This is a genomic window from Pseudomonas sp. (genome assembly GCF_050739775.1).
GTDB lineage: Bacteria > Pseudomonadota > Gammaproteobacteria > Pseudomonadales > Pseudomonadaceae > Aquipseudomonas.
In genome coordinates this window covers 18,154-43,531 of record NZ_JBOICA010000021.1, presented here as the reverse complement: position 1 = coordinate 43,531, position 25,378 = coordinate 18,154, and the positions used below count along the sequence as shown (strand labels likewise).

34 protein-coding genes, 1 tRNA gene and 2 pseudogenes are annotated in these 25,378 nt (G+C 58.8%); 14 read left to right on the top strand and 23 right to left on the bottom strand.

What is annotated here, in order from left to right:
* Genes ACRESH_RS12975 through ACRESH_RS12965 form a run of 3 tightly spaced genes read left to right on the top strand, consistent with a single transcriptional unit; the run spans position 1 to position 3,779 of the window.
* Positions 1–339, top strand: coding sequence for a hypothetical protein (locus ACRESH_RS12975; protein WP_431742369.1), 339 nt, complete (start codon positions 1–3; stop codon positions 337–339).
* Positions 329–1,954, top strand: a complete 1,626-nt coding sequence (gene terL / locus ACRESH_RS12970) for a phage terminase large subunit (protein WP_431742368.1) — start codon at positions 329–331, stop codon at positions 1,952–1,954. Before ACRESH_RS12975 ends, terL begins: the two co-directional genes overlap by 11 nt.
* A gap of 25 nt (positions 1,955–1,979) precedes the next feature.
* Complete coding sequence (locus tag ACRESH_RS12965; RefSeq protein WP_431742367.1) at positions 1,980–3,779, top strand: hypothetical protein; 1,800 nt, start codon at positions 1,980–1,982, stop codon at positions 3,777–3,779.
* A gap of 289 nt (positions 3,780–4,068) precedes the next feature.
* On the opposite strand, the gene ACRESH_RS12960 is transcribed toward ACRESH_RS12965, so the two are convergent.
* Positions 4,069–4,407, bottom strand: a complete 339-nt coding sequence (locus ACRESH_RS12960) for an integrase (RefSeq protein ID WP_431742429.1) — start codon at positions 4,405–4,407, stop codon at positions 4,069–4,071.
* A 7-nt stretch (positions 4,408–4,414) separates the two neighbouring features.
* Between ACRESH_RS12960 and ACRESH_RS12955 the strand changes: the two are divergent.
* Positions 4,415–4,534 (top strand): annotated as a pseudogene (locus tag ACRESH_RS12955) (DUF4113 domain-containing protein); the annotation flags it as partial.
* 81 nt (positions 4,535–4,615) lie between these two features.
* Here ACRESH_RS12955 and ACRESH_RS12950 read toward each other — a convergent pair.
* From ACRESH_RS12950 to ACRESH_RS12930, 5 genes are all read right to left on the bottom strand, one after another.
* Entirely contained in the window at positions 4,616–5,698 is a 1,083-nt protein-coding gene (locus ACRESH_RS12950; RefSeq protein WP_431742366.1) for a tyrosine-type recombinase/integrase, read from the bottom strand.
* A gap of 1 nt (position 5,699) precedes the next feature.
* Complete coding sequence (locus ACRESH_RS12945; RefSeq protein WP_431742365.1) at positions 5,700–5,945, bottom strand: DUF4224 domain-containing protein; 246 nt, start codon at positions 5,943–5,945, stop codon at positions 5,700–5,702.
* 251 nt (positions 5,946–6,196) lie between these two features.
* Positions 6,197–6,625 carry a hypothetical protein gene (locus tag ACRESH_RS12940; protein WP_431742364.1) on the bottom strand — a complete coding sequence of 143 codons (429 nt, stop codon included), beginning with the start codon at positions 6,623–6,625 and terminating at the stop codon, positions 6,197–6,199.
* A 602-nt stretch (positions 6,626–7,227) separates the two neighbouring features.
* Positions 7,228–8,151 (bottom strand): DNA cytosine methyltransferase, encoded by a 924-nt coding sequence (locus ACRESH_RS12935; protein WP_431742363.1) that lies wholly within the window; start codon positions 8,149–8,151, stop codon positions 7,228–7,230.
* A 289-nt stretch (positions 8,152–8,440) separates the two neighbouring features.
* Positions 8,441–8,827 (bottom strand): hypothetical protein, encoded by a 387-nt coding sequence (locus tag ACRESH_RS12930; RefSeq protein WP_431742362.1) that lies wholly within the window; start codon positions 8,825–8,827, stop codon positions 8,441–8,443.
* Positions 8,828–8,929: 102 nt separating this feature from the next.
* Here ACRESH_RS12930 and ACRESH_RS12925 point away from each other — a divergent pair, with 102 nt between their 5' ends.
* On the top strand, positions 8,930–9,247 hold the full coding sequence (locus tag ACRESH_RS12925) for a hypothetical protein (protein ID WP_431742361.1): 318 nt from the start codon (positions 8,930–8,932) through the stop codon (positions 9,245–9,247).
* Positions 9,248–9,296: 49 nt separating this feature from the next.
* Here ACRESH_RS12925 and ACRESH_RS12920 read toward each other — a convergent pair whose 3' ends face one another.
* Both ACRESH_RS12920 and ACRESH_RS12915 read right to left on the bottom strand, forming a co-directional pair.
* Entirely contained in the window at positions 9,297–9,647 is a 351-nt protein-coding gene (locus ACRESH_RS12920) for a hypothetical protein (protein ID WP_431742360.1), read from the bottom strand.
* A gap of 318 nt (positions 9,648–9,965) precedes the next feature.
* Positions 9,966–10,517, bottom strand: a complete 552-nt coding sequence (locus tag ACRESH_RS12915) for a hypothetical protein (RefSeq protein WP_431742359.1) — start codon at positions 10,515–10,517, stop codon at positions 9,966–9,968.
* A 116-nt stretch (positions 10,518–10,633) separates the two neighbouring features.
* Here ACRESH_RS12915 and ACRESH_RS12910 point away from each other — a divergent pair, with 116 nt between their 5' ends.
* Positions 10,634–11,125: a hypothetical protein gene (locus ACRESH_RS12910; protein WP_431742358.1), complete on the top strand. Its 492-nt coding sequence runs from the start codon at positions 10,634–10,636 to the stop codon at positions 11,123–11,125.
* On the opposite strand, the gene ACRESH_RS12905 is transcribed toward ACRESH_RS12910, so the two are convergent.
* The 4 genes and pseudogenes from ACRESH_RS12905 to ACRESH_RS12890 form a co-directional block, all read right to left on the bottom strand.
* A complete protein-coding gene (locus ACRESH_RS12905) occupies positions 11,112–11,474 on the bottom strand; it encodes a hypothetical protein (protein WP_431742357.1) in 363 nt (120 codons plus the stop codon). The two genes, ACRESH_RS12910 and ACRESH_RS12905, sit on opposite strands and share 14 nt — an antisense overlap.
* A gap of 81 nt (positions 11,475–11,555) precedes the next feature.
* Positions 11,556–12,068 (bottom strand): hypothetical protein, encoded by a 513-nt coding sequence (locus ACRESH_RS12900; protein WP_431742431.1) that lies wholly within the window; start codon positions 12,066–12,068, stop codon positions 11,556–11,558.
* Positions 12,069–12,440: 372 nt separating this feature from the next.
* On the bottom strand, positions 12,441–13,553 hold the full coding sequence (locus tag ACRESH_RS12895; RefSeq protein WP_431742356.1) for a CapA family protein: 1,113 nt from the start codon (positions 13,551–13,553) through the stop codon (positions 12,441–12,443).
* Between the two features lie 503 nt (positions 13,554–14,056).
* A pseudogene (locus tag ACRESH_RS12890) lies at positions 14,057–14,701 on the bottom strand (IS630 family transposase); the annotation flags it as partial.
* A 149-nt stretch (positions 14,702–14,850) separates the two neighbouring features.
* Here ACRESH_RS12890 and ACRESH_RS12885 point away from each other — a divergent pair.
* The 5 genes from ACRESH_RS12885 (at position 14,851) to ACRESH_RS12865 (ending at position 17,073) form a co-directional block, all read left to right on the top strand.
* Positions 14,851–15,240: a hypothetical protein gene (locus tag ACRESH_RS12885; RefSeq protein ID WP_431742355.1), complete on the top strand. Its 390-nt coding sequence runs from the start codon at positions 14,851–14,853 to the stop codon at positions 15,238–15,240.
* Positions 15,241–15,365: 125 nt separating this feature from the next.
* Positions 15,366–15,461: a hypothetical protein gene (locus ACRESH_RS12880; RefSeq protein ID WP_431742354.1), complete on the top strand. Its 96-nt coding sequence runs from the start codon at positions 15,366–15,368 to the stop codon at positions 15,459–15,461.
* Between the two features lie 311 nt (positions 15,462–15,772).
* Positions 15,773–16,180 carry an acyl-CoA thioesterase gene (locus tag ACRESH_RS12875; RefSeq protein WP_431742353.1) on the top strand — a complete coding sequence of 136 codons (408 nt, stop codon included), beginning with the start codon at positions 15,773–15,775 and terminating at the stop codon, positions 16,178–16,180.
* A gap of 252 nt (positions 16,181–16,432) precedes the next feature.
* Positions 16,433–16,729, top strand: a complete 297-nt coding sequence (locus tag ACRESH_RS12870; protein WP_431742352.1) for a hypothetical protein — start codon at positions 16,433–16,435, stop codon at positions 16,727–16,729.
* Positions 16,730–16,863: 134 nt separating this feature from the next.
* Complete coding sequence (locus ACRESH_RS12865) at positions 16,864–17,073, top strand: DUF2158 domain-containing protein (protein WP_431742351.1); 210 nt, start codon at positions 16,864–16,866, stop codon at positions 17,071–17,073.
* Positions 17,074–17,130: 57 nt separating this feature from the next.
* On the opposite strand, the gene ACRESH_RS12860 is transcribed toward ACRESH_RS12865, so the two are convergent.
* Positions 17,131–17,385 carry a helix-hairpin-helix domain-containing protein gene (locus tag ACRESH_RS12860; RefSeq protein WP_431742350.1) on the bottom strand — a complete coding sequence of 85 codons (255 nt, stop codon included), beginning with the start codon at positions 17,383–17,385 and terminating at the stop codon, positions 17,131–17,133.
* A gap of 134 nt (positions 17,386–17,519) precedes the next feature.
* Here ACRESH_RS12860 and ACRESH_RS12855 point away from each other — a divergent pair, with 134 nt between their 5' ends.
* Positions 17,520–18,272, top strand: a complete 753-nt coding sequence (locus ACRESH_RS12855; RefSeq protein ID WP_431742349.1) for an alpha/beta fold hydrolase — start codon at positions 17,520–17,522, stop codon at positions 18,270–18,272.
* 75 nt (positions 18,273–18,347) lie between these two features.
* Here ACRESH_RS12855 and ACRESH_RS12850 read toward each other — a convergent pair whose 3' ends face one another.
* A complete protein-coding gene (locus ACRESH_RS12850; protein WP_431742348.1) occupies positions 18,348–18,596 on the bottom strand; it encodes a hypothetical protein in 249 nt (82 codons plus the stop codon).
* 327 nt (positions 18,597–18,923) lie between these two features.
* Between ACRESH_RS12850 and ACRESH_RS12845 the strand changes: the two genes are divergently transcribed.
* Complete coding sequence (locus ACRESH_RS12845; protein ID WP_431742347.1) at positions 18,924–19,109, top strand: hypothetical protein; 186 nt, start codon at positions 18,924–18,926, stop codon at positions 19,107–19,109.
* A gap of 15 nt (positions 19,110–19,124) precedes the next feature.
* Here ACRESH_RS12845 and ACRESH_RS12840 read toward each other — a convergent pair whose 3' ends face one another.
* The 9 genes from ACRESH_RS12840 to ACRESH_RS12800 form a co-directional block, all read right to left on the bottom strand.
* Positions 19,125–19,538, bottom strand: a complete 414-nt coding sequence (locus tag ACRESH_RS12840) for a DoxX family protein (protein WP_431742346.1) — start codon at positions 19,536–19,538, stop codon at positions 19,125–19,127.
* Between the two features lie 115 nt (positions 19,539–19,653).
* Positions 19,654–19,738 (bottom strand) — tRNA-Leu (locus ACRESH_RS12835).
* 391 nt (positions 19,739–20,129) lie between these two features.
* Positions 20,130–20,330: a carbon storage regulator CsrA gene (gene csrA, locus ACRESH_RS12830; protein ID WP_431742345.1), complete on the bottom strand. Its 201-nt coding sequence runs from the start codon at positions 20,328–20,330 to the stop codon at positions 20,130–20,132.
* A gap of 346 nt (positions 20,331–20,676) precedes the next feature.
* Positions 20,677–21,765, bottom strand: a complete 1,089-nt coding sequence (gene modC, locus ACRESH_RS12825; RefSeq protein WP_431742344.1) for a molybdenum ABC transporter ATP-binding protein — start codon at positions 21,763–21,765, stop codon at positions 20,677–20,679.
* Positions 21,766–21,768: 3 nt separating this feature from the next.
* Entirely contained in the window at positions 21,769–22,449 is a 681-nt protein-coding gene (modB, locus tag ACRESH_RS12820; protein ID WP_431742343.1) for a molybdate ABC transporter permease subunit, read from the bottom strand.
* A complete protein-coding gene (gene modA, locus ACRESH_RS12815; protein WP_431742342.1) occupies positions 22,449–23,207 on the bottom strand; it encodes a molybdate ABC transporter substrate-binding protein in 759 nt (252 codons plus the stop codon). Before modA ends, modB begins: the two co-directional genes overlap by 1 nt.
* An 81-nt stretch (positions 23,208–23,288) precedes the next feature.
* A complete protein-coding gene (locus ACRESH_RS12810; protein WP_431742341.1) occupies positions 23,289–24,362 on the bottom strand; it encodes an NAD(P)H-dependent flavin oxidoreductase in 1,074 nt (357 codons plus the stop codon).
* A 28-nt stretch (positions 24,363–24,390) separates the two neighbouring features.
* The gene (locus ACRESH_RS12805; RefSeq protein ID WP_431742340.1) at positions 24,391–24,561 is read right to left on the bottom strand and encodes a hypothetical protein; all 171 of its coding nucleotides are present in this window, start codon (positions 24,559–24,561) and stop codon (positions 24,391–24,393) included.
* A gap of 3 nt (positions 24,562–24,564) precedes the next feature.
* Complete coding sequence (locus ACRESH_RS12800) at positions 24,565–24,867, bottom strand: DUF1883 domain-containing protein (RefSeq protein WP_431742339.1); 303 nt, start codon at positions 24,865–24,867, stop codon at positions 24,565–24,567.
* A gap of 160 nt (positions 24,868–25,027) precedes the next feature.
* Here ACRESH_RS12800 and ACRESH_RS12795 point away from each other — a divergent pair, with 160 nt between their 5' ends.
* Positions 25,028–25,378 carry a hypothetical protein gene (locus ACRESH_RS12795; protein WP_431742338.1) on the top strand — a complete coding sequence of 117 codons (351 nt, stop codon included), beginning with the start codon at positions 25,028–25,030 and terminating at the stop codon, positions 25,376–25,378.

Here is a 25,378-nt window from a genome sequence, read left to right as displayed (position 1 = left end):
ATGCGTGACGACCAGATTGTAAGGCTGCAGGCCCTGACTGAGCGCCTGGGTGAAGTGGTGATTAATGAGATCGATCCACACCAGTGGCCGGGCGCCGACAAGGGCCTGGCAGAGCTGACCCAGCAGGAGCGGGGTGATCGGTACTGGTGCAAGAAGAACGCCGCCGCGACCATGACGCTACTGCTGAAGGTCGTGAACATCGCCGGCATCCTGAACCGACAAAGGCCTGCGCCTGATGCTGGTGATGCTGTAGACGAGCTGGACGGTGAGCTGGCAGCCGCCGAACGCGAAGCCCAGGCAATCATCGAGCGGATGCAGCGAAACGGTAATGTCCACTGACCCGGAGAAGAAGGTAAGCCTGCTGGTCTTCTTCCTGATTTGGGCAAAGCGGATGCGGTGGGAAGTGCCGGACATTCACGTTCAGGCACTGATGTGGCTGGAGGCCAAAGGGTCTCTGGCCGTTTTGCGTTGTTTCCGGGGCTTCGGCAAGTCCACAATCCTGGCGATCTACAACGCCTGGCGGTATTACCGCGCCCCCACCTTCCGTATCCTGCATCAGTCTGAAGCTGACGGCACGGCCTACAAGACCAGCCGAGACACCCAGAACGTCATCCGCAACCACCCGCTGACCCGTCACCTACTGCCGCCCAATCAGGGTACGGTTGAACAGTGGTGGGTTGAGGGCGCCGCCGACTTCCGTAACGCCAGCATGTTCGCCAAGGGCATCCTATCGAACGTCACTTCGGCCCGCGCGGACGAGTGCCAGAACGATGACGTGGAGGTGCCGCGCAACATCCAGACGCCTGAGGCCAGGGAAAAGCTCCGGTACCGCCTGGGCGAACAGACTCACATCCTGGTGCCCGGTGGCAGCAAGCTGTACATCGGTACCCCGCACACCCACGACAGCTTGTACGACGAGCTGGAAGGTCTCGGTGCGGACTGCCTGACCATCCGCATGTTCAAGCATGAGCACAGGATCGAGAACGCCAAGAACACGGCCTATCGCACTCCGTTCAAACCTGATGTGGTGTTCTCGGGAATCGGTAAGCACGCTCGGGTGCTGGTGGAAGGAAAAGACTTCCGGCACATCGAGGGCGGAATCGAATTCTTCGAGGCCCCCTGCACGCTGATCGACTGCTACGCCGGCAGCGCCTGGCCCAAGCGTTTCGACATGGAGACGCTCGAGCAGCGCCGACGCGAAACCCGCACCATCAACGAATGGGACAGCCAGTACCAGCTGCACAGCAAGCCGGTTACCGAGGTTCGCCTCGATCCGGCCCGGATGATCCCTTACGCCCTGGAACCGGAGATCCGCCGGGCGAACAATGCGGCAGCCATGTTCCTGGGTGGCACCCAGATCGTTGGCGCCGTGGCGTACTGGGATTGTTCGCTGGGTAAGGTGAAGTCGGACGCCTCGGCCTTCTCCCTGATCCTGACGGACGCGCGCGGCCAGCTGTACTGGCAGGTGTGCAAAGCCCTGGAAGGAGAGCTGGCAGAGTTCGACGACAGAGACCGGATCATCGGTGGCCAGGTCTGGCAGGTCCGCGAGCTGGTGATCAAGTACCAGATTCCGCGCGTGGTTGTGGAAACCAACGGCCCCGGCGGATTTGTGCCAACCATCCTTCGCCAGGCCCTGAAGGGAACGGGCTGCGGGGTAGGGGAAGAGCACAGCACCGTCAACAAACAGAAACGCATCCTCGACGCCCTGGAGTCTCCATTATCGGCCCGCTTCCTGTGGGCCCACGTCGATGTGCTACGCGGCCCACTGTGGGACCAGATGCGCGACTTCAACCCAGCCGTGTCCGACCAGGACGACGACTACCTCGATTCTGGATCAGGCGCCATCAGTCAAACCCCTGTTCGCATTGGCCGAATAGTCGGGAAACCGACAGAGGCCCAGCGGGACGATTGGCGCACCAACGCGGGCGTGCACGAGGTGCAAGTCGATTACTAGCCCGCCAGTACCCAGGGGGCAGATCATGGCAGTTCCAGCAGGACCAACCGAAAAGCGTTACGTCGGCAACGGTGTAACCACGATCTTCACCATTCCGTTTCTGCTCATTCTGCCCACTGATCTGGAAGTTTTTATTGATGGCGTAACGCAGACATCAGGTTACGTCATTACTGGAGCCGGGAACCCCACCAGCACCATCACCTTCACGCCGGCTCCGGCGGATGGTGCCGACATCTTGCTGCAGCTAAATGTTCCTTTCGAGAGGTTGAACGACTACCAGGAGAACGGTGACTTTCTTTCGACCACCGTTAACCGGGACTTTGACAGGATCTGGCAGGCGCTCAAGCAGTTACTGCGCTGGGCAACCAGATCACTGATGCTCGGTGACAATGACGTCGACGGGAACGGGTGGTATCGAGCCAAGAACAACGGTATCCGTGACCTACGTGACCCAGAGGAATCACAGGACGCAGCTACCAAGAAGTGGACTGAAACCCTGATCGCCGACATCATCGGGACAGGACAGGGGCCTATCAACTCGGCGGCCAACGTTCTGTATGTCGATCCCGATGGGAACATAACCACCGTTCAAGCAATGTCAGGCGATTCAGGTTCAAGCCTGATCGGGTACATCGCTGCGGGTGCGAGCACAATCAAGCGTACCGTCCAGTCGAAGCTGCGTGACATTGTAAGCCGAGCCGATTACACCTCCGACGCAGCATTCAACGCGGCCAAGGTAGGGCGTCCGAGCATCGATGCAACTGGCAACTTGGCAGGGAGTGTTCTTCCTACTGGTGGCGGTGCCGAGATCCCGCTTGGCGACACTGCGCGCGATGCGAAAAACGCAGCCCTGTTTCAGTTCCCGTTTAACCCGCGACCTGTAATCCGCTATGCGTCGGCAAGTTCTGTGACCATGCATGCCAAGACCGCTTGCATGGGCGAATTCCGCTTCATGGCCGGCTTCACTGGCGGTCGTGGTCGTGTCTTGCCGATGGCGACCCAAATCGCCAGCACTGCTCCTGCAGGGCTTGGCGCTGAAAGCGCGTTCAGGACCGAGAACTGGTATGCCGGGTTTGCCTGCGCCAACGCGGGTGATACAACCGCGACAATCAAAACGATGCCGTTCCTACGCGTTCGTAGCGTTGCAGGGCTGGTCGTAAATCTGAACAAAGCTGGTGAGGGTATTCACACTGCCCAGGCGCAAACCTATGCCTGGGGCGCGACGAACAATCTGGCAGGCCGCAAATGCCTGGTTATCAGTGAGGGTGGGGGATTCTCTGGTCGCGTTGCAACGATCACGGCCAACGTAGCGGGAAGTATCACGCTCGATGTCGTTGGCGCTCTGGCCTTTGGTGACATGTTGCTGCCAGCGCCTCCAGGTTTCACCGAATTTGGCTACCTTGGATCGTTCTACATGGATACCGCCGAGGTTCGGAATATCTACGACTCCGGCTCAATCGTGAAGTCTAAAGGGATTTTCATTCAGTCCCCGAGTACTAATGGGTCGATTCCAGCACCTGGCGTACAGATCAACTGCGCTGGGTACATTTGCCCCCTGGCGACAGCAGTTATCATCGACAGTACGGCCGTATTGAGTACGGCAAGCACCGGTGATGCGGCTGAATACTATGATCCCGACTCTGGCAACCATATTGTTCAGACCAAGTATTCTGTTAAGTCGCTCGGAACCAGCGTTTCCTACGTGCACGATGGAGTCACCGTTCCATTCCTTTACCCGCAATACTTCTACTACTACAACGCCGGAGCGCTGGCAGCCTCTCGCACCACCTCTCAATTGAACGTCACGGGTTGGATTGAGCCATAAAGCCATGGCGTGAGGCGCGGGACAAATCTGGGACAGTTTATGTCCCAAATGGTGATGAATGCAGATGCATGAATATTAGGGGAATCCTTTTGTTTGCAAGGCCTTGCTGGTTTTGCCCCAGCAAAATATGAGGCTGATAACGGATTGCAAATCCGTCTACGCCGGTTCGATTCCGACCTCGGCCTCCATTATTGAAAACCCCGCAGATTAACGTCTGCGGGGTTTTTCTTTATGGGTCGGAAAAGCCGATCATTTCCGCATTATCAGGCATCACTTCCGCATCAGCGTATTACTTGGTCGGGCTAACCACTTCGCCAACACGTCGGTAAACGCGCTTCGTAATTTCCTCCTTGGAGTGGCCCAGCAGCCTACTGGCCTGGCTGATGTCCTCGATCTCCGATGCCGCCTTCGGGCGAATATCGCGAAACTGGAACTGCCGAACTTTGGCAGCCAGGTCCATGTTGCCATCAGAGGTGGGCTTCCGTGCCGCCTTGTCTCGCGCTTCGCTGAACCGATTTCTGAGCATCTCCCAGCTCATCCGCAGGCCCGAGTCGTTGGTGATGAGGCGGGAGTTGAGTACGCCCTGCACTTTCCGGCGATCAAGCAGTGCTTCAATGAACTGACCCAGACCGGTCAGAGGTACATTGCGCGCAGCGAGTGTGCCGGTTAACCCGGATTGGGGAATGCGTCGCGAGATGATGAGCCAAAGCTTCACCACCAGGCTGGATCAGTTGTGGAAGGTTTCCTGCAATTAATTTTTTGGTCGGCAGGACGCCGGAAGAGGGGCAGCAATGCTGCGTGAGATTTGCGTGACTCTGCGTGACATTTGAGAACACCTATAGGCAGTCGATTGCAGCGAGCGTCGAGTTAGATGCCGTATTTACAGGGGCTCCATGGCTCCTGCACGCATGGGGTGCAAGGGGGCACCCGAGCAGCAGGCTGGCATGTCCAACGTCGGTGATTTCCGAGGCGGCCTTCGGGCGGATGTCCCGGAACTGGAACTGACTGATACGGCTGGCAAGGAGCTGGTCACCGGCGGCAACCGCTTCCCTCACTGCTTCCTCTCGGGCGTCGTCCCATCGGTGCCGGAGCATCGGCGCGGTTACGCGCTTTCCATTCTCCGTCAGGATCAGGTAGGGCGAGCTGTGTGGCTCGTTTCGCTGCAAAATCGTCCTGATCAGCGCGTTAAGGCTGCTCTCAACACCGTCCACCTCCAGCAAGATCCGCAGCTTCTTATGGGTCTTCTTCTGCTTCACGCCGAGGGCCTTGTCCTCGATGTCGTCCTTCCTCATCACCAGCACGTCCGCCGGCCGCTGTCCCGTCAAATACGCCAAGTCCATGGCGACCTTCAGCTCATCCACCGCTTTCGCATAAACCGCGCTCCAGATCGCATCGTTCGCGTAGAAGTCCCGCGGCACTTCCTTGTTCTTGCGCACCCCATGGCAGGGGTTCTCCCGGGTGGTCAGCCCCCATTCCCGCGCGATGTTGAAGATGTGCGATAGGGTGGCAATCTCGCGGTTCGCCCTGACTGGTGTCGTTCTGGCATCGCGATACTTCGCCACATGGGCCGGCGTGATGCCGTCGATTGGCGCCTTTTCGAAGTAGTTACGCAGCTGGCGTATCTCGGCCAGGTTGTCCTTCTGGGTGCGCGGCGCCTTCTTCGGGATGATGTCGCGCTCGTACCGGTCGAAGATCGCGCCCATGGTGACCAGGTCCTTGGGTTTCTCCTTCGCCTCCAGCTCCGCCCACTTCAGCCGGGCCAGGCTCAAGTCGGTGCCCAGCGGAATCTCCTTGCCCGACTTGTCTCGGTAGTAGTAGCTGATCCAGCTCTTGCCGGGGTTTTTGTTGCTTTTGCTGGTGCGTTTGCGCCGGTAGACGCCGGGTGGCAAGTCCCTGTTCTCAGTGCTCCTGGGGCGCATGTCACCTTACCTTCGAGATATCTGGCGTCCACATAGGCGCCGATGGCGGGGGAGGCGGTGCCAGCGGCACCACCTCAAGGGTCACGCCCAGCTTCATACGGGCGTACTGGCGGCCCACCAGAGGGCGGCCGCCGCGGCTCTCGACGAAATGCCAGCCGCGTTCGTTGAGCCAGCGGCGCTGCCAGCCCCTGGCCTTGTAGCCGGTCAGGTCGGCCAGCTCTTCGTCCGAAAGGATCTCGGTTTCCATGGGATGGTCTCCACGCCGCCGGTGGCGGCAGGTTGGTGGTCAGGTTGCCGGAGCAGCATCGACGCGGTAATAACTGGTGCACCGGCATCGCGGGCACACCATCGTGCTGGCTCCCTTGAGCCACTTGCAGGGCGCGAGCACGCGCTCGCTCTCGTTGTGCTGGTTCCGGTACCTGGAGCACTTCACGGTGATATCGGACATAGCTCATCCTCGCCCGCGCATGTCGGCGGGCTTGAGTTGTAGGGGAGGGGTTAGGCTTTTGCTTCGGTGCCGAAGGACGTGACCGTGAGCACTTCGTCGACTTCCTTCGCAACCTTGTATTGCAGGTGCACCTGGCGCTGGACTGAGAGATTGAAGTAGTCCCAGTAACGAACCACCCAGGCAATCAGCTCTTTGCTCATGGGACCCATAAGCAGGTTGCCGTGGATGCCGCATGAGCCAATGAAGCGGACGAACTCGTCGATGTTCGTGTAAGGCAGCACCTCGCGATCATCAATGTCCACCATTCGCTCAAAGAGCGTAGAGAGTCCCGCAAGCGACTCGCGGAAGTGCTGGTCCGTGATGAAGTGCTTCTTGTACAGCGCCCAGAACTTCAGCGTCAGTCCGCCCGCCTGGAAGGCGGGATAAGCCTCGTCATTGGGAGCCAGGCTATCGGGGTTAAAGGAAATCTTGACGATCATGGTCGCGGCCCGCTGTAGATCAGGTAGGCCATGTAGGCGAGGGCGATCATGCCAACCTCCGCTCAGGGTTCCGAGTAGGGCAAGCCTCCTTGGATCTTTCGGAACACCCATCCGAAGTGGCTCGAGTTCTCGTCGAGCTGGATCAAGTGCAGGCCGTCGTCACACGCGACCATCTGTTCGGTGTTGCTGGATCGGTTTTCTATGGGCATGGGGAGGCCTCAGCTATTCTTGAATGGTTGGAATGGGAGGTTGCTATGAACCTGAAGCTGACTTGCAAAAAGTGCGGTAAGGAGACTGAAGTAAAGTTACGCCACGACAGCGAAACCGATGGGCAAGTCTTCAACTGCGAGTTTTGTGGGGCACTGCATGTCGAAGAGTCCTATTTCAAGGCTCCGGGATCTCCAGCGCAGTTCCAATTCCGGCTCGCTGATGAGTCCTAGGCAGCCGCCGCGTGCTGCTCAGCTATCCGCCACGGATCATTCGCCCGGGCCAGAGCAGCCATTGGCGGCGGGCTGACGCTGTTCCCGCACATGTGCACCTGCTCGGTTTTTGTGAACGGCTTGCCATCGGCGCCCAAGTCGGCACTTCGGTGGCTCAATAGGTCATGCGGCTTCCAGCAATGCTTCGATCACTCGCTGGCCGACCAGGGGTGGTACTGCATTTCCGGCCATGTGCATGGTCAGCCTGTGATTTTCCGGGCGAAGGGTGTCTGCGGGGAACGACTGGGCAGCCAGGGCCTCGTTGGCGCTGAGCATCCTCATGCGGTCGCCATCGACCAGGGCCCAGCGGTCCAGGGTGGTGATGGTTCCGATTGGCCGGTTGATGCCGCGGCCGGTGGTGCCCGAGCCTTTGCCGTAATAGGGCATGATGAAGCGGTCACCGAAGCTGGCGCGGCCGTTGCGCACACGGTCCAGCGTGGCCTGGGCCCGGCCAGGTTTGTCGATCGGCGACCAGCGTCCGGCGTCGAAGTCGAGGAAGCTTGCGGCCGGCACGTGCTGGTGCCGGTGCAGCTCGAGCATCAGCGGCGCTTTGCTGCGAGTCAGGACTAGGAACAGGCGCACGCGGTGCTGCGGCACACCCAGATCGGCGCAGTCCACAACGTGCGGCGCGACCTGGTAGTCCAGCGCCTGCACCGCCGACACCCATGCCGGGTACAGCGCCCAGTCGGTGAACTCCTCGACGTTCTCCACCAGCGCCGCTTCGGGCCGGTGAAATTCCAGTGCAGAGACCACAGCCCAGGCTGTCGATCGGGAAGAGTCGTGCTGCGGGTTTCCGGATTTTTTGCCCCGGGACTTCGAATGGCCCTGACAGCACGGAGAGGCCAGCAACAGGTCGTGCTCCGGTACCTGCTCCCAGCGGGCCTGGTGCAGATCCTGGCAGACGTGCTCGGTATCCTGGTGGTTGGCAGCGTGCCATTTCACGGCTTCAGGCCAATGGTTGGCCGCCCAGAGAACCTGGACGCCTGCGGCGCGCGCGCCGGTGCTCCATCCGCCGAGGCCGGCGAACAGATCGATTGCGGTGGGCATGAGGATACCTCGCCATGGATAGGCTAAAGTCATTTGGCCACTCAAAGGAGGGCTTGATGATGGAATGCTTCGTGTGCAGTGCTGAGTCAGAAAAACTTCCAATTCTTGGCGACTGGACTGAGCTCCGGTGTAGCGATGGATGTGGGCACTACCGGCTTTCTGGAACGCTAGAGCGCCTGCTGTTAGTCAACCAGCAGAGGCTTGATGTGGTTCGGACTAGAGGGTGGCTGGAGGCCAGCAGGGTGGCACGCCCAATCCCCATGATTACCGACATAACGGCGATCTACGCCTAAGCAACTCGCGAAAAGTCGGGTGAGTAATCCGTCCACCCGATCTTCGGCATATTGGTTTTGGGGTTTATCACTGGCTTACCTTTGGCGTCGGTGATTTCGCACTTGGCTCTGATACGCAGGTCGCGGCACTTGCCTGTCTTCCTAGCAAGTTCCATGAACTGCTGGGCATACTGCGGCGCGTCGAACATCTGACTCAGTTGCTTCACCTTCTCGCCAGCCATGATCGCCGCCGCGCAATCGGCAACAGCCCGCTCCCATTCAGTCAGCGTCAGCTCTAGGGGGGGGCAGCCAACTAGCCCGCTCGACTTGGTTGTCTTGGTGATCTTCCTGGCCTCAGCCAGCGCTACGTCGGCGGTCATGCCGAAGACTGCGAATGTGCTCATGGTTATCTCCAGGCAGCCACCAACCTCACCGGGGTGGCGTGATTCGTTTAAGTGGACTATTTGTTGATGACCCGGTGTGAACCCAGACGACAGGGGAAGCTAATGAAGACGCTGATAGTTGATCACTCGTGGACCAAAATCATCGAGCGAGATGCGTTCGCCAAGGTCGCATTGGCGGACAAGATTAAGCAGATCGAAGAAACCGAAGATGCCATTCGAGCAGCTGAAGGCGAAGAGGCAGCCTGCAATGTTCTAAATAACGGCTTGATAAAGCATGCATTAACACGCTGCCTAGAGAACTTGCAGGGATCTACATCCGTAACAGAACAGGATTTCTGGGTTTGTTACGAGTTTGCGACGACCGCTGCGAAGCAGGCAGAGCGAGTCATTGACGAAGAGCTTTCGCACATAGGGTCGTGATCGAAAGTAACTTTTATTCCTGCCATTCAGCGCAGTAGGTGAGGGTGAGTCAGTCAAAGAGATGCTCTCGGCGCCCCGTCTCGCGGTAGTGCAGATCCTGAATGGCCTGCTGCTGGTCGATGGTGAACATCGGGTTGCAGGTGGTGCGGTGGCCGGCGATCTGGATGGCCTGGAAGGAAAGCGTTATTGATGCGTAGTCACGGTGGCAGGCCGGGCACTTGACGGAATCGATACCGCAGCACGTCAGGGCAGCGTCTTCCTCGTCGTGGATGCCCTTGCAGGCTGGGCACTCATAAAGCTCGGCGATCTCGGGCTGGCAGCATTCCAAGGCACCATCCTCATCGTTGTGGACTTCGCTACAGCGGCAGCACTTGTAGAGCGTCCTGATCTGAATCTTCATGGAGGCCTCCATTGCAGGCGCCGCCCTCGCCGGGGTGGCGTGATTCGTTGAAGTGAGTGATATGCTTTGCGCTCTACCAAACAGGGAGTGTGGTAATGGCTTTGCGGAAACACCTGGAAGACTTCCAGGAGAGATTTACCCCCCGGCGTCGGCGCATCGTAGGCGTCGCGCTATTCGCAATCTGGGGCGTAGGCCTGGTTGTGTACCCGAGCTCGCATTGGCTATACGTTGTGCTGCTTGCGAACATCATCTTCTTCAGTGCTTGGGGGCCGGGAGCATCCAGTAAGCGTTGAGGCGCTGGCGGGCAGCGCCGTGGGGTCAGGCGGCTTTACGAGCGCTGAGTACTCGCTGCCGTGCGCCTTCGTACTCGCTGCTCACGATCTCGACCAATCCGTCGACCTCATTGCAATCTGCCTGACAGCCCAGGTTCATGAAGGCCTGGCCGCTGTGCTCGAAGCACACTCCACCCGCCAACCAGATGCTGCCGGTGTTCACACCGATCGCTTGCCACATCTCATCCTGGTCGATGCTCGCCGGGCAGTGTTCGGCCCAGAGGTCGCGAAGTCGCTGGTGCTCAGCCTTCTCAGTCGCCCGCACCTCCTTGTCGGTGCCCTTGGCGTGCTTCGGAGAGGTCCGCAGCGCTCGGTACCCATACTGGTCCGGTCGGCACCAGTGCACGTCCAGCGAGGTGTGACCGTTGAGCTTGATCCCGCCGACGTAGCTGCGGGTGCTGCTGAACATCGGCGAGGCCGCACCGCCGAAGACCAGGCCCAACTTCTCCCGCTGGGCGTTCCAGGCGGCTTTCTTATCGTCCCAGGCGCGTACTGCGGCCAGGACAGCAGGGGATTCGGTCTTGTAGAAGTAGCTCATGGCTTTCTCCATGCATGCGCCGCCCTCCGTGGCCGGATGCGGCATGGTGGCAATTTGGGGGTGGATGGGGTATTACCTGCTCCAGCTTGGCCGAGGAACGGCCTGAGGAGCATGATTTGAAGAAGCTGGTTGTTCTATGCCTGGCCTCAATGGTGATGGCAAATGCGTCGGCAGAGATTGCCGAACCATCCCCGGTGAAGATTTGCAGCTACCTCGCCGACATCGGCCTGAAGGGCCGGAAATGGGTTGAGGATTACGGTGACGGTTCATCAGGGTGTGCGAGCGACTACAAGGATATTGGCTCCGGCGCGCCGCTGGCGAACAACCTTGCGTACTACGTCAGTGGTGCTGGGAAGTACGTGATGGAGGTGAAGCTGGTTCTGAACTATAACCAGCCGCGTAAGCCCGATGCTGGAACGACCGCCTTGGTTGCGGCATCGCAGAAGCTTGCCCAGCGCGCCCTGGGTGGAACACTGCCAACCTCCGTCATCGAACTCATCAAGAAGGGCGAGCACGGAAGTGAGAACGTAGGGCGGGGAATGGTTGAGGTTGTCCGAGAGGACTGGCCCAACGGCAAAGGCTATGAAGTGCACGTCATGATGCGGTGACTATTGGGGCAATTACGTGGTCTCCCGAATCCCGCTTAAGCTCGGCCATGCTGGTCGTCTCGAACTGTCGCGCTAGCTTTGGCGATATCTTAAAAGCTGGTGCGTCAGGTCGTTTCAAGCGGCGCGCTTGCTCCTCGGGACTGGCAGCTAGGAACGAAAGCTGCAGGTCTTGCAGCATTTCCTGCAGCTGAGTGTAACCATGGGTCTTCCGGGCTATGTCCAGGCCGCCCCTTGTTCCCAGCGGCACGTCCACCTTCACCGTCTCGATGCCCAGGCGTTCGGCCTCGGCGTTCTTCCGGTCGCGGTAGTCTTTCGAGTGCTTGGCTGCTCCCGTCTTCTCCTCGGCCATCGCCGATACCTCGCAAGCCGCTGGGCGGCAGTTTGATCCACTGCTGGCGCCGGCCGTGCCGGACGCGGTTGTTGATTCGCTTCAAGGCCTGTCGCTCCAGCGCGGAAAGTCGATTCCGTTCTCTTCGGCCAGCTTCACCAAGGTGTGATTGCTGATGCCGAGCTTCTTGGCGACGAAGTTGCGGCTGAGGCCGATGCCGCTGTTTGCCCTGATCAGCTCGACGAGCTTGGCCCTTTCTTCGGCCTTGGCTTGGCGGGCAACCTCGCGGGCTTTGTGTTCTTTGTCATTGCTCTGGAAGTAGAAGCCTGCTTCCTTGGTCATGCGGTGCAGCTCTGTGCGGCTCATGCCCAGGGCGCGATAGGCCTCGTCGAGGGTCATGGTTTTGGCTGCTTCGCGAGCACGCTCAAGCAGTTCGCGTTTTGCTGCGACCTCGGTTCGGGTGGTTTGCTCAACCTCTATGTCGGCGGTGCGCGCGTGCAGGCGACGGTGACCAGCGGCGCAACGGCGACCCAGGCAGCGGCAGCCCTGGCGGTGCAGATCAATGCGGGCGTCGATCTGCCGGTGAAGGGCGTCCGGTTCGAGGCATAACTTCATGGCCATCCAGGCAGAAGGAGCACTGAGTTTAGTTTATTTTGTCTACACCCTCTTAGGTCGGCAGGACGCCGGAGGCGGGGAGAAATGTGTGGGGACTTTTTCGGGGGACCGTAGGAACCGGTACAGCACAGTGCGGCATCGTTTGCAGCGAGCAGCCGCACAAGGTCTTGTATTTAAAGGCTTTCCAAGCATCCTGCACGCATGGGGTGCATGGGATCGAGTGTTCGAATCACTCCGTCCCGACCATTATTTACTGAGTAAAATCAGGCATGTTGGCGCTGATTGAAAACTGACCCACATCCAGAGCCTGAGTAGCTGTCAGATCAAGTTGAAACTTAGACAGATTCATCGTGGTCTGTCCCCTATTTTCTTCTACCAACGTAACTCGAAGGCATTTTTCGCGCCCAGATGGATGCTGCTGCCCAAGCGTGCGCACTCGCGAGAAAGGGTGTCGTACAGCCATTGACGGTCATCCCCTTCGGCGCGACAGATGCGAAAGCGACGCAGGCGAGTGGGTATCAGGTCCAGCGACTGCAGGTGCCCGCCCGGGTCCAACGAGGCAAAGTATAGAAACCCCAGGTCGCCGCGAAAGGCTGTGTGGTCCTCGATGCCTTCGTAATCGTTCAGGAGATCACCGCAGCCATAGAGAATCAGGTGTTCACGGTACACCTCGATGCCCTTGACGTGGTGCGAGGAATGCCCATGCACCAAGTCAACTCCGGCCTCGTCGATCAAGGCATGGGCGAACCGGACTTGCTCATGCGGGATATCGAACCCCCAATTGCCGCCCCAGTGAATGGAGGCGACCACCAGATCCCCCGGATTTTTGCCCTCGAGAATCCGTTTGGCCACAGGGCGCAGGCTTTGCATCGACAGATCCTCCAGCCGCGCGACGCCCGCGCACCTATCCGTGGCAGCCCAGTCCGGCGCAATGCCGCTGTCGGGTGCGCCGAGGCCAAACACCAGCAAACGCTGCCCGTCAGGTTGCGTTAGCACGGCGGGCGCTTCGGCAGATTGCCGGTTGTGCCCGGCGCCGGCGCTGCACATACCGTTGCTCGATAGGGTATCTAGCGTATCGGCCAGGCCGGCTGCCCCCCAGTCCAGCACATGGTTGTTGGCCAGCACGCAGCAGTCGATGCCGGCTGCGCTGATGGCCGGGAAGTTCTCCGGGCTCATGCGGTAATTGATGCCCTTTTGCTCCGGTCGTCCGCGGCGGGACACCGCAGTTTCCAGATTGATGATGCGTGCATGTGGCTGGCGAAGTTCGAACTCATCCAGCGCAGCGCCCCAGACATAGGTGAAATCGACTGGGCGGGGAATCGAGCCATTGAGTCTTTCTGCCAGCCGGACGTAATCGCCGGCATTCTTGACATAAGCTTCGTAAAGACGCGGATCGCCAGGATGCGGCAGTATTGAGTCGATGCCGCGGGCGGTCATGACGTCGCCGGCGAGAAACAGCTTCAGCGTATCAGTAACAGCTGCCATGGCACCCTCCCGGATATCCCGAATAACGTAAACCGAGGGACAGCCCCCGATTGGCTCACCTGCGGCCCCATCACAACAATCATCACGCCTCAACTATAGCCAGTGGACTGAGCGGGTAATTCAAGTTTCTTGGGGCGGAAGGTGACTGATGAGTCGCTGGCGGCAGGCCGGCACGCTCATATCTGGCCTGGATCGAGCGTGGCAGTGATCGAAGCGTTTTTGATCTCTCTGTCAAGGCACAAGCGGAATCTATCATTGCTGAAGCCTGAATGACTTTGATGCAGCGGTGAAAAAACTTCGAGCGCTGCGAATGTGACCTCTTCGTCGGGAGTATGTGGCTTGTCAATCGGCGTTGAAAGATGGAGCTGATCGGTCGGCAGGACACCGGAGGAGGGAATGGAGCTTGGGCCAATTCTTGGGCCAATGTATGCGTTTTGATGCGTAGTGGAGAGGCGGAACCCCCGGAAATGCTGCACTTGGTAACGCCAGAAACCGCTATTTTAATCGCTCGGTGCGAACAGCGTGACTGTGCCGTGGCGAGTGTAATCATGGGATTTTGTTTGGATATGACCGATCCCCAGAGGCAGCCCAGGCTGTGTGCGTTCCAAGGCTTGCACCTGACTTTTCTCGTCGCAGCAGAGCACCAACGCCTTGTCTGGCGGGGCCAGATACAGGCCGATGACATCCCAGAATTTTTCCTCGAACTGTGGGTCGTTCGACAGTTTGAAGGTACGTGTCAGATGAGGTTTCAAGTCATTGGCCGCCCACAGTTTATGCACGGTGGTCGCTGATATGCCGGCGGCACGGGCCATGCTTCGGCAGCTCCAGCGGGGCTCGCCGATACGAGGTTGAGTGACCTGTTCGAGCACGCGGCGGATCGTGTCAGCAGGCAGAGGGGATTTGCGTCCTCGGCCAGGCTTGTCGAGCAGGCCTTCCAATCTGAGCGCCTGAAAACGCTGGCACCAGTCGGTGACCGTAGGGCGAGAGAAACCTGTCAATCGCACGATTTCTTCTCGCGTTGATCCTTGCGCTGCCAGCAAGATGACGCGGGCTCGACGGCCATCGCGCTGACTGATGGTGGCGGAACGTACGCGACGGCTCAGTTCGGCAAATTCTTCGGGGCTAAGCGTAATGTCCAGAGCGCTCACCAGGAACTCTCCAAGGTAGGAATGGCACCTGAAGTGTAGTGCAAGCATGGAGAAATTTATTGCGCGAACAGCACACTAGGCTATTGCTTGAGTATCTGAGTAAAACGATCAAGCTCTATCACGCTGCGTGCAACTTGCAGGAGCCTGGAATGGATAAGATGACGCTGAAAGCTGACTGTGAGTTCTGGAGAAGTAATTTCCGACACGGGCAGGCTTGGTGGAGCGCTGCACATCACGTCGCCCTGTTTGGCTCCATTGTCGCCAGCATTACGGCGGGCGCACTCATTCAGGTCCGACCGGATGAATATCAAATAGCAGCCTCTACACTCACAGCCATAGCCGCAGCTTTAACTGGTATGGCTGCGGCAGGTGGCTTTGAGCGCAAATGGCGCAGCAATAGATTGAGTCGGAGCAGGATTGATGGGCTGCTATTGGATCTGGAGGGCGAATCAAGTGATATCGCCGCGATCACGAGGCAGCTCAAGGATGTGATCCTGCGGCACGATCAAGAGATAGTTCTTCAGGATCCTGCAAAGTAGTAGGCGGTTGAGCGCCCGTTGTTTCTGGAGGCCGCGTGATCAGCGCTCGTACAATCGGCGCCGCGGTGTCGCTGGCGCTGGTGGCTTGGGCGTTCTGAGGCACTTACCAGCATGGCCGCTCGACCATGGATGCCGAGTGGCAGGTGCGCTGGGCCGACCGTGACTCCGAGGATAAGCAGGCCTGGGCACTGGCCGAGAACCAGGCCAGGCGCGCATGCTGACGCAACATTTGAACAGGCGTGGGCATGCCCGGCGCGAAGCTGTCGTCTTCGATGATCACGGTGCTATCTATTAGAACTGTTTGGATATACAGACAAGGCTCAATTTCGATGCGGCTAGCTTTGGCAGCAAGTATAAGCAGCACTCGATCAGCTGCTGCAGCATCCTGCTTCATTTCTTCAGGCATGACTGTTCCTTTGCCGCTATAGCGGCTATGCAGTGGAGATGAGAGGGAGGTATCGTCTACCCTAGGAAAACAGAAGCTGCGACGTGGTTGTTAGCGCTCTGTCACTCAATATTAAGGATTGATCTTGTGCCGAACGCAGTGATTGTTAAGAGAAAGGTATTGTTCGGTGACTGTGATCCGGAGGGGATTGTCTATACACCTAGGTTTTCCTACTTCGTTATTGAGGCCGTTCATGATGCACTTGCAGTTTGGCTGTCCGGTCCTGGATTGAGAACCCTGCTAGGCTTTGATTTACTGCCGCCAGCAAGGGCATTCTCGCTAGAGTTTCTTCATCCGGTCACTTGGGATGACGAACTTTCTATGAAGGTAAGTGTTTCCCGTGTTGGGCTTCACTCGTTCACATTTCTAGTCGAGGGTAATGTGGCGCCAGGTGTTATGGCATTTACTTCTAGCCTTACACACGTTTGCATCTCACCGGTTACCAGAGAAATTATTGAGGTTCCTGAGCAACTGAGGGCGTTACTCCAGTCTTGAGCGTTGTAGTTGCTCGGCCAATCACCGGCTTGCCTTTGGCGTCAGTGATTTCGCACGTGGCCCTTATGCGCAGATTGCGGCACTTGCCTGTCTTCCTGGCCTCGGCCGGCGCTACGTCGGCGGTCATTCCGAAGGCTGCGAATGGGCTCATGGTGATCTCCAGGCAGCTACCTCCCTCGCCGGGGTGGCGTGATTCGCTGAAGTGGGTTATTGCTGATGCTTCGGCACTTGGCCGAATCAGGAGGTGATTCGATGAAGCAGCTACTGTTGGGCGCTTTGCTGGTTTCTGCCGCTGGTTTCGCCAATGCGGGAATTCCGCTGGTTAACGCAACCTGCCCCGGAAACATTGAAGTGCACGCCGATGAAGGCGGTCCGATCTTCATCAACGGCAAAGAGGCGAAGCTGAAGAAATTCAATGAAAACTATTTCGAAGCGAAAGGCAGCGGAGTAACGATCTCGCTCACGATCAAGCCCGACGGTTCGCCTGATGTGACGTACACCGGTAAGGGTGGCGCGAATGGCGTTTGCGAGCTGATCGAGCAGGACTGACAACTCTGGGCGCTGCAGGGCCATTCGTTTGAGGTTCATGGGTGAGTTCCATGTCGTTGAAGCTTGCCAGGGGCAATTGAGCTCAGGTTTGCTGCAGTCCATGATGGATGCTCAATTATTCATGGAGTTAGGCCATGTCGAATTTCGAGAAGGGCGATCTAGTGGTTTTGAACAGTGGCGGCCCTGTTATGACTGTTAGGTATGTTGATAACGACACAAGCGAAGGTTACAGCGTCCAGGTGACCTGCGATTGGTTTGATAAAGCCGACCAGCATCACACGGCAACATTTAACGCCGAGATGATTGAAAAAGGTGACGGCCGGCTTAAAGGCTCAACCCTATGAGATAAATGGGGTAGGTATGACAACCAAGCAACCCGACTGGGAGGCGATCGAACGAGTCTACCGGATTGGGTCGCTTGCTATAGAGCCTTTCGCAAGGTCCACGGCTGCGGTAATTGCCGCTCGGGCTTGAGGGCTGTTCTTCCAGCAGGTTGATCCTAATGCGGCTGATGCTTGAGCCAGGATGTCGTTCACATGCGATTTGCCTAGCTCTACTAGCGATTCGATACCCATTTGCTCAAGCCTGGCAATGACGGTTGGGCCTACGCCTTTGAGCGCTAGCAGTGCGGTTCGCTCGTTCGGTGGAAATGGCATCCGGGAAATCCTTTGCTGGTCCATGAGTCTTTGGGAGCTTGCCCTAAGTTGGAGATCGTCTCAACAGCGCAGTCACTTGCACCCGAGAGAGTCTGTATGCTGTGGTTTTCTTCGCCACTGAAACAGAGATCTATATGGATAAGGATTTCCCCGTTGTCTTGATCAATGGCTTGATCGGCTGTCTGGATTACCCGTTCCTCCATGATGCGCTGGTGCCGCGGTCGGTCATTGCCCCGGATCTGCTCGGTTACGGCCGGTTGGATGCGGTTGAAGCGGATGAGATCGATATCGCCGCCCAGGTTGAACATCTGCATCGAACGCTGCAGGATTGCTCTCCTGGCCAACGGGTGCACCTGATCGGGCACTCGGTGGGTGGTGTGGTCGCGGTGGAGTTTGCCCGCAGGTATCCATTGTGCGTGGCCAGCATTGTCAGCATCGAAGGCAACTTCACGTTGAACGATGCATTCTGGTCTTCATCTGTCGCGCAGATGACCGTCGAGCACGCTGAGTCTATGTTGACTGGTTTTCGAGCGGATACCGGCGGCTGGCTGGCGCGTTCCGGCATCGAGGTGAATTCCCAACGGTTAGCGACTGCCACTGCCTGGCTGAACTATCAACCGGCGGGAACGCTACAGGCCATGGCGCGGTCAGTGGTGCAGGTAACGTCTGATCCCGGGTATTTGCCTGGTCTGAAGGCGCTTTTTTCATCCGTCCGGATACATCTGGTTGCGGGTGAGCGTTCCCTGGCGAATTGGGATGTTCCACAATGGGCCCGGCAGCTGGCAACCAGCATGACAGTTCTGCCTGGAGTGGGGCATCTTATGATGCTTGAGGGCCCGGAAGGTTTTGCACGGGAAATGGCGCGAATTATAAATTCAGCAAAGTGAAGTCCACACCCGCGCAGTGCTTTCGATTCTGGATGCCCGGCCAGTTCACTCGTTCGCTGCTTTTTGATGTGAGCGCTACTTGGCCAGGGTTTGCATCAAGTAAGCGGGACCGTTCACTGGGCTTGAAGTGTGCTCAGCATTCATTCGGGCGCAGTGCGTCAATGCTTCTTCCTTGCCCAGGTAGCTTGGCTTGAGCCGTACTTTTTCCTGGTTGTCGTAGATGTCGAAGCCGCCTGACACGGTTTTGGCGTAGAAGCGGGTGCCAGCGCGGAAGGATTCCTGCTCTATTGGAACCGCCGGAACGATAACGAATCTTGGTAGCATTTTTTGCGCCTCCCCAGGCAGACAACTAACTATTAGTCATCCATTCGGGTGGCTGCAACAAAGCTGTGAGGCAGGCGACCAGAGGTATGAAAATAAGCTCGCCACTGCTCCAGTCGCGTCATCGGAATATCACCATCTCTGTGCTGCACGTAGATCGTGTAGGCCAGCGCTGCGGTTTCGACCGCGCCTGATACTGCAAAGACCACCAACACCAGGAATGCTGAGGGTCGACAGCGTAATGTCGGTTGTTCGCCGGCGTTGACGATTTGCAGTCCCTGGCTTATACAGGCGTCCCTGTTGCCAAAAGCGTTACTGTAGGAACTGATGATGAGCGACGAGCTGGATATTCACGAGCCTGAACACGATCACTTGCTCGATCATGAATTCGATGAAGTCGATCCTGCATTGCAGGACGAAGTCGACCCATTGTTCGATCCACAGGACGACGAGAAAGCCGACGCCCTGGATGAAATGGACTGGGATGAGGGTGTCGACCCGCTTGATGATCTGTAGGCGCAAGTCGCCGAGCTATCGCCCATCCACCGAGAACCTGCCAGCGCCGGTTACCGACAGCAGCAACAAGCCACCACAAATACTCAGGTTCTTGAAGTACTGCACGCTGTTGGCCGCGCGCGCCGGATCGACCATGGACCAGAACGGATGGCCGATCACCGCGGTGCCGATCACGAACAAGGCGAACAGAAACGCCAACGGGCGGGTGTAGAAACCCAGGATCAGCAGGATCGCGACGAAGAACTCCATGACCACCGCGACCGCGGCCGCGACCGTGGGCATGGGGGCGCCCAGGGAGGTCAGGTAATCGACGGTACCATCGAAGCCGGTCAGTTTGCTCCAGCCGGACATGATGAACAGGATCATCAGCAGAATACGCGCGAGCAAAATGATCACATCACGCTGGTTGTCGAACAGGGTATAACGCATGGCCACCTTCCTTTGTTATCGGGCTATCTCACCTTAGCAGTGGATTGCCGCCTTTGCGTCAGGGCAGGGAATTGCAGGCAGCAAAAAGGCGCCTCAAAGGCGCCTCTTCAAAAGATGGTGCGAGTGGCGGGACTCGAACCCGCAAGGCTCACGCCGGCAGATTTTAAGTCTGCTGTGTATACCAATTCCACCACACTCGCACAGGTTTGAAAGGGTCTGGCGACCGGGGCGCGTTGGTGGATCGAAGCCCTGGAGAAAACGTATTTCCTCCGCAATCAAGCGAGCTTTATAACCCATCGTTATAGTTGAGTCAACCGCAGGGGAGGGTCTGGACCGGCCTTCTCTGGCCTATGAGCTATCAGTCGCAGCCTCTGTCGGTGATTTTGACAAGTGGCGCCAGGCGCACGAGGGGTGGGGTAGTCTTGAGTTGTTCGCGGCAGTGTTCGACAAGCCCTTTGATATACCCACGTTGATCGCCACGGTTAACGAACTGCTCCGCCCACCCACGTCGTCATGAGGCCATTGCGGCCCACTGGCAGGGCTGGACGTGGTCAGGGTCAAGCGCATCCGTGCGGCTTGAATCAGCGAACCTTACTCGTGGTGGCTGTCTCCTTTTTCCGGTGCCGGGTTGCCGGCCTGAATGCGCTTGAAAATCTCTTCACGGTGCACCTGAACATCTTTGGGTGCATCGATGCCGATTCTCACTTGCATACCTTTGACGCCCAGAATGGTGACTTTGATGTCATCGTTGATGACGATGCTTTCGCCAACCTTGCGGGTGAGTATCAGCATGTATATCTCCTTGGTAACGTAAATTGCTTTGCAGGTCGTGCCCGCACAAGCTGGGAACACGCGGAACGCGCTCCTCTTTTCCTTTATTAAAGACGCTTTCGGCGGATAGGAATTCCCCCGAATACAGAATCTGTAGTGAGTCTTTAGTCGCAGGTGCCCGAAGGGGCGAATGAGCGTTCCGCGGCAGCGAACGCTGCTCATACCCGCAAGCATAGGGGGCTTGAGCGAATATGGGAAATTTCTCTGCATGATATGAGAACTAAGGTCTTGTGTATCGACTTTCAAGGGGGGACGGCAAGGGTGCTGATGCGCTGACCGCTGGCATCGAGGTAGATGCACCGCACGATCAGCCCAGCAGTGCCACCGACTTGATCTGCGCCATCAGCTGCTGGCCGCTGTGCAGGCCCAACTGGTCAGCCGAGTAGCGGGTGATCCGGGCCAGCAGCACACTGCCGCTGGCATCGAGGCTGACCAGGACATGGGCACTGTTGTCCGCCGCCTGATGACCACTGACCCGCACCGGTAACCGGTTGAGGATGCTCGAGCGGGCATCCTCGGCCAGACTCAGGCTGACATCCCGGGCCTGCACCTTGAGGCGCAATGGCGTGCCCAGTGCCAGCGGTTCGTGGGCCAGGCGCAGCTCCAGCGTGCTGTCTGGCAGTTGCAAGCCCAGCAACTGGTAGTTGGTATCGTAACTGCTGACCCGGCCTTCGATGATCACGCCAGCATCGTCGCCCTGGGCCAGTGGCAGGTCGAGGCGCGCAAGGGTGGCGGCAATCGGGCCGCTGGCCTGGACCTTGCCCTGCTCCAGCAGCACCAGATGGTCAGCCAGCCGGGCCACCTCATCCTGGGCATGGCTGACATAGATCAGCGGGATTTCCAGCTCATCGTGCAGACGCTCCAGATACGGCAGGATTTCGCGCTTGCGTGGGCCGTCGAGGGCGGCCAGAGGCTCGTCCATCAACAGCAGTTGCGGGCTGCTGAGCAAGGCCCGGGCGATGCCCACGCGCTGGGCCTCACCGCCGGACAGGGTGGCGGGCTTGCGTTCGAGCAAGTGCTCGATGCCCAGCAGCGCGCAGGCCTGCTCGAGACTGACCTTGCGCGCCTGGGCCGGGATGCGTCGCCAGCCGAAGGTCAGGTTGCCGTGTACGGTCAGGTGTGGGAACAGGCTGGGCTCCTGGAACACGTAGCCGATCGGGCGCAGGTGCGGGGCGATGAAATGGTCGCGTCGCGAGTCCTGCCAGATCTGCCCGTTGACTTCAATATAGGCCTCGGACGCCTGTTCCAGGCCTGCAAGGCAGCGCAGGCAGGTGGTCTTGCCCGAGCCCGAGTGGCCGAACAGGGCGCTGATGCCGCGTCCGGGCAATTGCAGGTCGACGTCCAGATCGAAGGTGTCACGGGCGACTTTGAGCCGGGCATGAATCATCTTGTGCACGCTTCAGCCCCAGGCCGATTTGCCCTGGCGACTGGAGTACAGCGCCAGCAGCACAAGGAAGGAGAACACCAGCATGGCGCCGGCCAGCCAGTGCGCTTGCAGGTATTCCATGGCTTCGACATGGTCGAAGATCTGTACTGACACCACCCGGGTCTTGTCGGGGATGTTGCCACCGATCATCAGTACTACGCCGAACTCACCCACCGTATGGGCAAAGCCGAGGATGCTGGCGGTGATGAAACCGGGACGGGCAAGCGGCAGCACCACATGGACAAAACTGTCCCAGGGGCTGGCTCGCAGGGTGGCCGCCACTTCCAACGGGCGCTCGCCGATGGTGCTGAAGGCGTTCTGCAGCGGTTGCACGACAAAGGGCATGGAGTAGATCACTGAACCGATCACCAGGCCGCTGAAGCTGAACACCACCGTGCCCAGCCCCAACGCCTCGGTAGTCTGACCGATCCAGCCGTTGGGCCCCAGGGCCAACAGCAGGTAAAAGCCGATCACTGTCGGTGGCAGTACCAGGGGCAGGGCGACCACCGCGCCCACCGGCCCGCGCAGCCAGGAGCGCGTACACGCCAGCCACCAGGCGATGGGCGTGCCGACCAGCAACAGGATCAACGTGGTCAGACTGGCCAATTTGAAGGTCAGCCAGATGGCACCCAGGTCGCTGGCATCCAGTGGCATCAGATTTCGTAACCGTAGGACTTGATCAGCGCGGCGGCTTTCGGACCTTTGAGGTACTCGACCAGGGCCTTGGCTGCAGGATTGTCTTTGCCCTTGTTGAGAATCAGCGCATCTTGCTTGATCGGTTCATGCAGGCTGGACGGGACAATCCAGGCCGAACCCTCGGTGACCTTGCCGTCCTTGTAGATTTGCGACAAAGCCACAAAGCCCAGCTCGGCATTGCCGGTGGAAACGAACTGGAAGGCCTGGGTTATGTTCTGGCCTTCGACGATCTTGGCCTTGGTGGCCTCGGTCAGCTTGAGCTTGTCCAGCACCTGGGTGGCGGCCAGGCCGTAAGGTGCAGCTTTCGGGTTGGCGATGGACAGGTGCTTGAACGCGTTCTTTTTCAGCACTTCGCCCTTGGCATCGACGTAACCTTCCTTGGCCGACCACAACGCCAGGGTGCCGACGGCATAGGTGAAGCGCGAACCCTTGACGCTGTCGCCTTCGTTTTCCAGCTTGGCCGGGGTGCTGTCGTCGGCGGCGAGGAAGACTTCGAACGGCGCACCGTTCTTGATCTGCGTATAGAACTGACCGGTAGCGCCTGAGGCGACGACCAGCTTGTGACCGGTGTCTTTCTCGAAATCCTTGGCGATGGCCTGGATCGGTGCGGTGAAGTTGGCCGCGACAGCGACCTGGACCTCATCGGCCCAGGCACTGTTGATGGTCATGAAGGTGGCCAGGGCGGCCAGGGCAAAACGCGGTGCGCACTTACTCATGAAACACAGCTCCATGGGCTGAGGGGTAATCGTTATATACATTAATATATAGCGTTTACCCGACAAACGGGAAGCACTGCTTTAACGCCGCAGCTGGGCCAGGGCTTTTTCCGCCAGGCTACGGGTCAGCTCGCCTGCGGGCAATGCCCGGGCTAGACGCGCCGCTTGACCTGACCAGAAGTTACTGAAATCGCTGTTGCCGACGGGTTCGCTGATCGCGCGCAGGGGCATCAGGGCACCACCGGCCAGAGGAAAGCGTGGCGCCAGGTCGCTGATCGGCCCCAGCTCACGCATGATCCGGGTCGTGATGCCGCGGGCCGGGCGGCCGGTGAACAGGTTGGTCAGGGCCGTGTCGCTGTCCTTGGCAGTGCGCAACGCCTGGCGATGGGCTGCCGACACCTTGGCTTCGGGGCACAGCAGGTAGGCGGTGCCCAGTTGCACTGCGCAAGCCCCCAGGGCCAGGGCGGCAACAATGCCGCGATGATCGCCGATGCCGCCTGCGGCGATGACCGGCACCTTCACTGCATCGACCACCTGGGGCACCAGCGCCAGGGTGCCGACCTGGGTGTTCAGGTCGGCACTCAAGAACATCCCGCGATGGCCGCCGGCCTCATAGCCCATGGCAATGATCGCGTCGCAGCCGTGCTGCTCCAGCCAGATCGCCTCGTCCACGGTGGTGGCGCTGGACAACACCTTCGCCCCAGTGGCTTTGACCCGTGCCAGCAAGCTGGCCTCGGGCAGGCCGAAGTGGAAGCTGACCACTGCTGGCTTGAATGCTTCGATCAGCTGGCAGGTGGCGTCGTCGAACGGCGCACGATTGGACACCGGTGACGGTGCGTGGTAATCGGCACCCAGCTCGTCATAGTAAGGCTTGAGCGCCTGTTTCCAGGCCGCATCGCCGGCCGGGTTGGGCTGCGGCGGCTGGTGGCAGAAGAAATTGACGTTGAGCGGGCCGTTGCTGGCCTGCTTGAAGGCCTGCAGCTCGGCGCGGATCTGATCCAGGCTCAAGGTTGCACAGGGCAGCGATCCCAGGCCGCCGGCATTGCTCACGGCAATGGCCATGGCCGAGCCGCTGGAGCCGGCCATGGGCGCCTGAAGGATCGGCAGTTCGATGCCTAGCAGATCGAGAAGACGGGGGTCCGGCCATTGGCTCATGCCTGGGATTCCTTGTGCGCGGTGCGTGTTACAGGGCTTTGCTCACCTTGATATCGGTGATCTTTTTCGCGTCTTCGCCGTGGAGCTTTTCCAGCGCGGCTTGCACCGCTTCAGGTGCATCGCTGCTCAACTGGGCGAAGTCGAAACGACGCTCACCATCAATCTTGTACTTGATGACGTACTTGGTGGTCTGGCTCATGGCTTATCTCAGTCTCGACGACGAACGGCGGATGAACTTGATCTTGTGGGTAAAGGTCGGTTTGGTCACTGCCGACAATGCACGCGGGCCAACGGTATCGATGGTGATGTTCCAGAAACCGGTGCTGGGCACAGTGATCTTCGCCGGGAAGTCGACGAAAGCACCGCCGTGGTAGGTATGGCGCCCGCCATTCTTGAAGCTGCGGAAGTTGGCGTCGTTCATCAGGCGGATGTTGCAGCGCTGGGAACACTCGATGACGACGATGTCGTCTTCGTTGAGGTGTTCGCGCTGGTGTACGAATTTCATGTTGCTCTCCGCAATGGATCTTTGGGCAAATCAAAACGATACCATGATCAACGGTTACACTGTCGCCCTTCGTGCCTGACCCAGGATAAATCTGCCAATCAAGGGAGCAAAATGGTCTGGGCGCGGTCAGAGTCTTTTTCCATGGTGGAGGTGTAGCTTGATGAAGTGGGTTGTAGCGGCGTTGGCAGTTACATTGGGTGGTTGCGTCAGCGTGTCGGAGCTTGAAAGCTCACCAGAAACATTGAACGTGATTTCCGGTAAGAAGCCCCAGGAGTACGCTACCTGCGTAGAGCAGCAATTGGCTGAAACCCGTGGTCCCCTCGAAGTGGAGCCGCGCCACGATGGCGTGCGTCTGGTCGTGCCGCAAAAGGTCGGTGCCGGGCCTGCTGCTCTGGTGGACATCAACGAACGCGGGAGTGGCAGCAGCATCAAGCTGTACGAACGCCTGAACAACTTCCCCCTGCGCCTGGGTGACGTGAAGACCGCAGCGACTCGCTGTATCTCCGGGTGA

Coding starts and splice junctions, on each gene's coding strand:
- ACRESH_RS12900 (WP_431742431.1), bottom strand. CDS start 12,068: ATGAAGTTATGCCTCGAACCGGACGCCCTTCACCGGCAGATCGACGCC.
- ACRESH_RS12880 (WP_431742354.1), top strand. CDS start 15,366: ATGGATGCCGAGTGGCAGGTGCGCTGGGCCGACCGTGACTCCGAGGAT.
- ACRESH_RS12885 (WP_431742355.1), top strand. CDS start 14,851: ATGGATAAGATGACGCTGAAAGCTGACTGTGAGTTCTGGAGAAGTAAT.
- ACRESH_RS12795 (WP_431742338.1), top strand. CDS start 25,028: ATGAAGTGGGTTGTAGCGGCGTTGGCAGTTACATTGGGTGGTTGCGTC.
- ACRESH_RS12845 (WP_431742347.1), top strand. CDS start 18,924: ATGAGCGACGAGCTGGATATTCACGAGCCTGAACACGATCACTTGCTC.
- ACRESH_RS12850 (WP_431742348.1), bottom strand. CDS start 18,596: ATGCTACCAAGATTCGTTATCGTTCCGGCGGTTCCAATAGAGCAGGAA.
- ACRESH_RS12895 (WP_431742356.1), bottom strand. CDS start 13,553: ATGGCAGCTGTTACTGATACGCTGAAGCTGTTTCTCGCCGGCGACGTC.
- ACRESH_RS12870 (WP_431742352.1), top strand. CDS start 16,433: ATGAAGCAGCTACTGTTGGGCGCTTTGCTGGTTTCTGCCGCTGGTTTC.
- ACRESH_RS12935 (WP_431742363.1), bottom strand. CDS start 8,151: ATGCCCACCGCAATCGATCTGTTCGCCGGCCTCGGCGGATGGAGCACC.
- ACRESH_RS12855 (WP_431742349.1), top strand. CDS start 17,520: ATGGATAAGGATTTCCCCGTTGTCTTGATCAATGGCTTGATCGGCTGT.
- csrA (WP_431742345.1), bottom strand. CDS start 20,330: ATGCTGATACTCACCCGCAAGGTTGGCGAAAGCATCGTCATCAACGAT.
- ACRESH_RS12840 (WP_431742346.1), bottom strand. CDS start 19,538: ATGCGTTATACCCTGTTCGACAACCAGCGTGATGTGATCATTTTGCTC.
- ACRESH_RS12800 (WP_431742339.1), bottom strand. CDS start 24,867: ATGAAATTCGTACACCAGCGCGAACACCTCAACGAAGACGACATCGTC.
- ACRESH_RS12950 (WP_431742366.1), bottom strand. CDS start 5,698: ATGCGCCCCAGGAGCACTGAGAACAGGGACTTGCCACCCGGCGTCTAC.
- ACRESH_RS12920 (WP_431742360.1), bottom strand. CDS start 9,647: ATGAAGATTCAGATCAGGACGCTCTACAAGTGCTGCCGCTGTAGCGAA.
- modA (WP_431742342.1), bottom strand. CDS start 23,207: ATGAGTAAGTGCGCACCGCGTTTTGCCCTGGCCGCCCTGGCCACCTTC.
- ACRESH_RS12925 (WP_431742361.1), top strand. CDS start 8,930: ATGAAGACGCTGATAGTTGATCACTCGTGGACCAAAATCATCGAGCGA.
- ACRESH_RS12940 (WP_431742364.1), bottom strand. CDS start 6,625: ATGATCGTCAAGATTTCCTTTAACCCCGATAGCCTGGCTCCCAATGAC.
- ACRESH_RS12945 (WP_431742365.1), bottom strand. CDS start 5,945: ATGGAAACCGAGATCCTTTCGGACGAAGAGCTGGCCGACCTGACCGGC.
- ACRESH_RS12860 (WP_431742350.1), bottom strand. CDS start 17,385: ATGCCATTTCCACCGAACGAGCGAACCGCACTGCTAGCGCTCAAAGGC.
- terL (WP_431742368.1), top strand. CDS start 329: ATGTCCACTGACCCGGAGAAGAAGGTAAGCCTGCTGGTCTTCTTCCTG.
- ACRESH_RS12965 (WP_431742367.1), top strand. CDS start 1,980: ATGGCAGTTCCAGCAGGACCAACCGAAAAGCGTTACGTCGGCAACGGT.
- modB (WP_431742343.1), bottom strand. CDS start 22,449: ATGCCACTGGATGCCAGCGACCTGGGTGCCATCTGGCTGACCTTCAAA.
- ACRESH_RS12865 (WP_431742351.1), top strand. CDS start 16,864: ATGTCGAATTTCGAGAAGGGCGATCTAGTGGTTTTGAACAGTGGCGGC.
- ACRESH_RS12930 (WP_431742362.1), bottom strand. CDS start 8,827: ATGAGCACATTCGCAGTCTTCGGCATGACCGCCGACGTAGCGCTGGCT.
- ACRESH_RS12915 (WP_431742359.1), bottom strand. CDS start 10,517: ATGAGCTACTTCTACAAGACCGAATCCCCTGCTGTCCTGGCCGCAGTA.
- ACRESH_RS12975 (WP_431742369.1), top strand. CDS start 1: ATGCGTGACGACCAGATTGTAAGGCTGCAGGCCCTGACTGAGCGCCTG.
- ACRESH_RS12805 (WP_431742340.1), bottom strand. CDS start 24,561: ATGAGCCAGACCACCAAGTACGTCATCAAGTACAAGATTGATGGTGAG.
- ACRESH_RS12905 (WP_431742357.1), bottom strand. CDS start 11,474: ATGGCCGAGGAGAAGACGGGAGCAGCCAAGCACTCGAAAGACTACCGC.
- ACRESH_RS12810 (WP_431742341.1), bottom strand. CDS start 24,362: ATGAGCCAATGGCCGGACCCCCGTCTTCTCGATCTGCTAGGCATCGAA.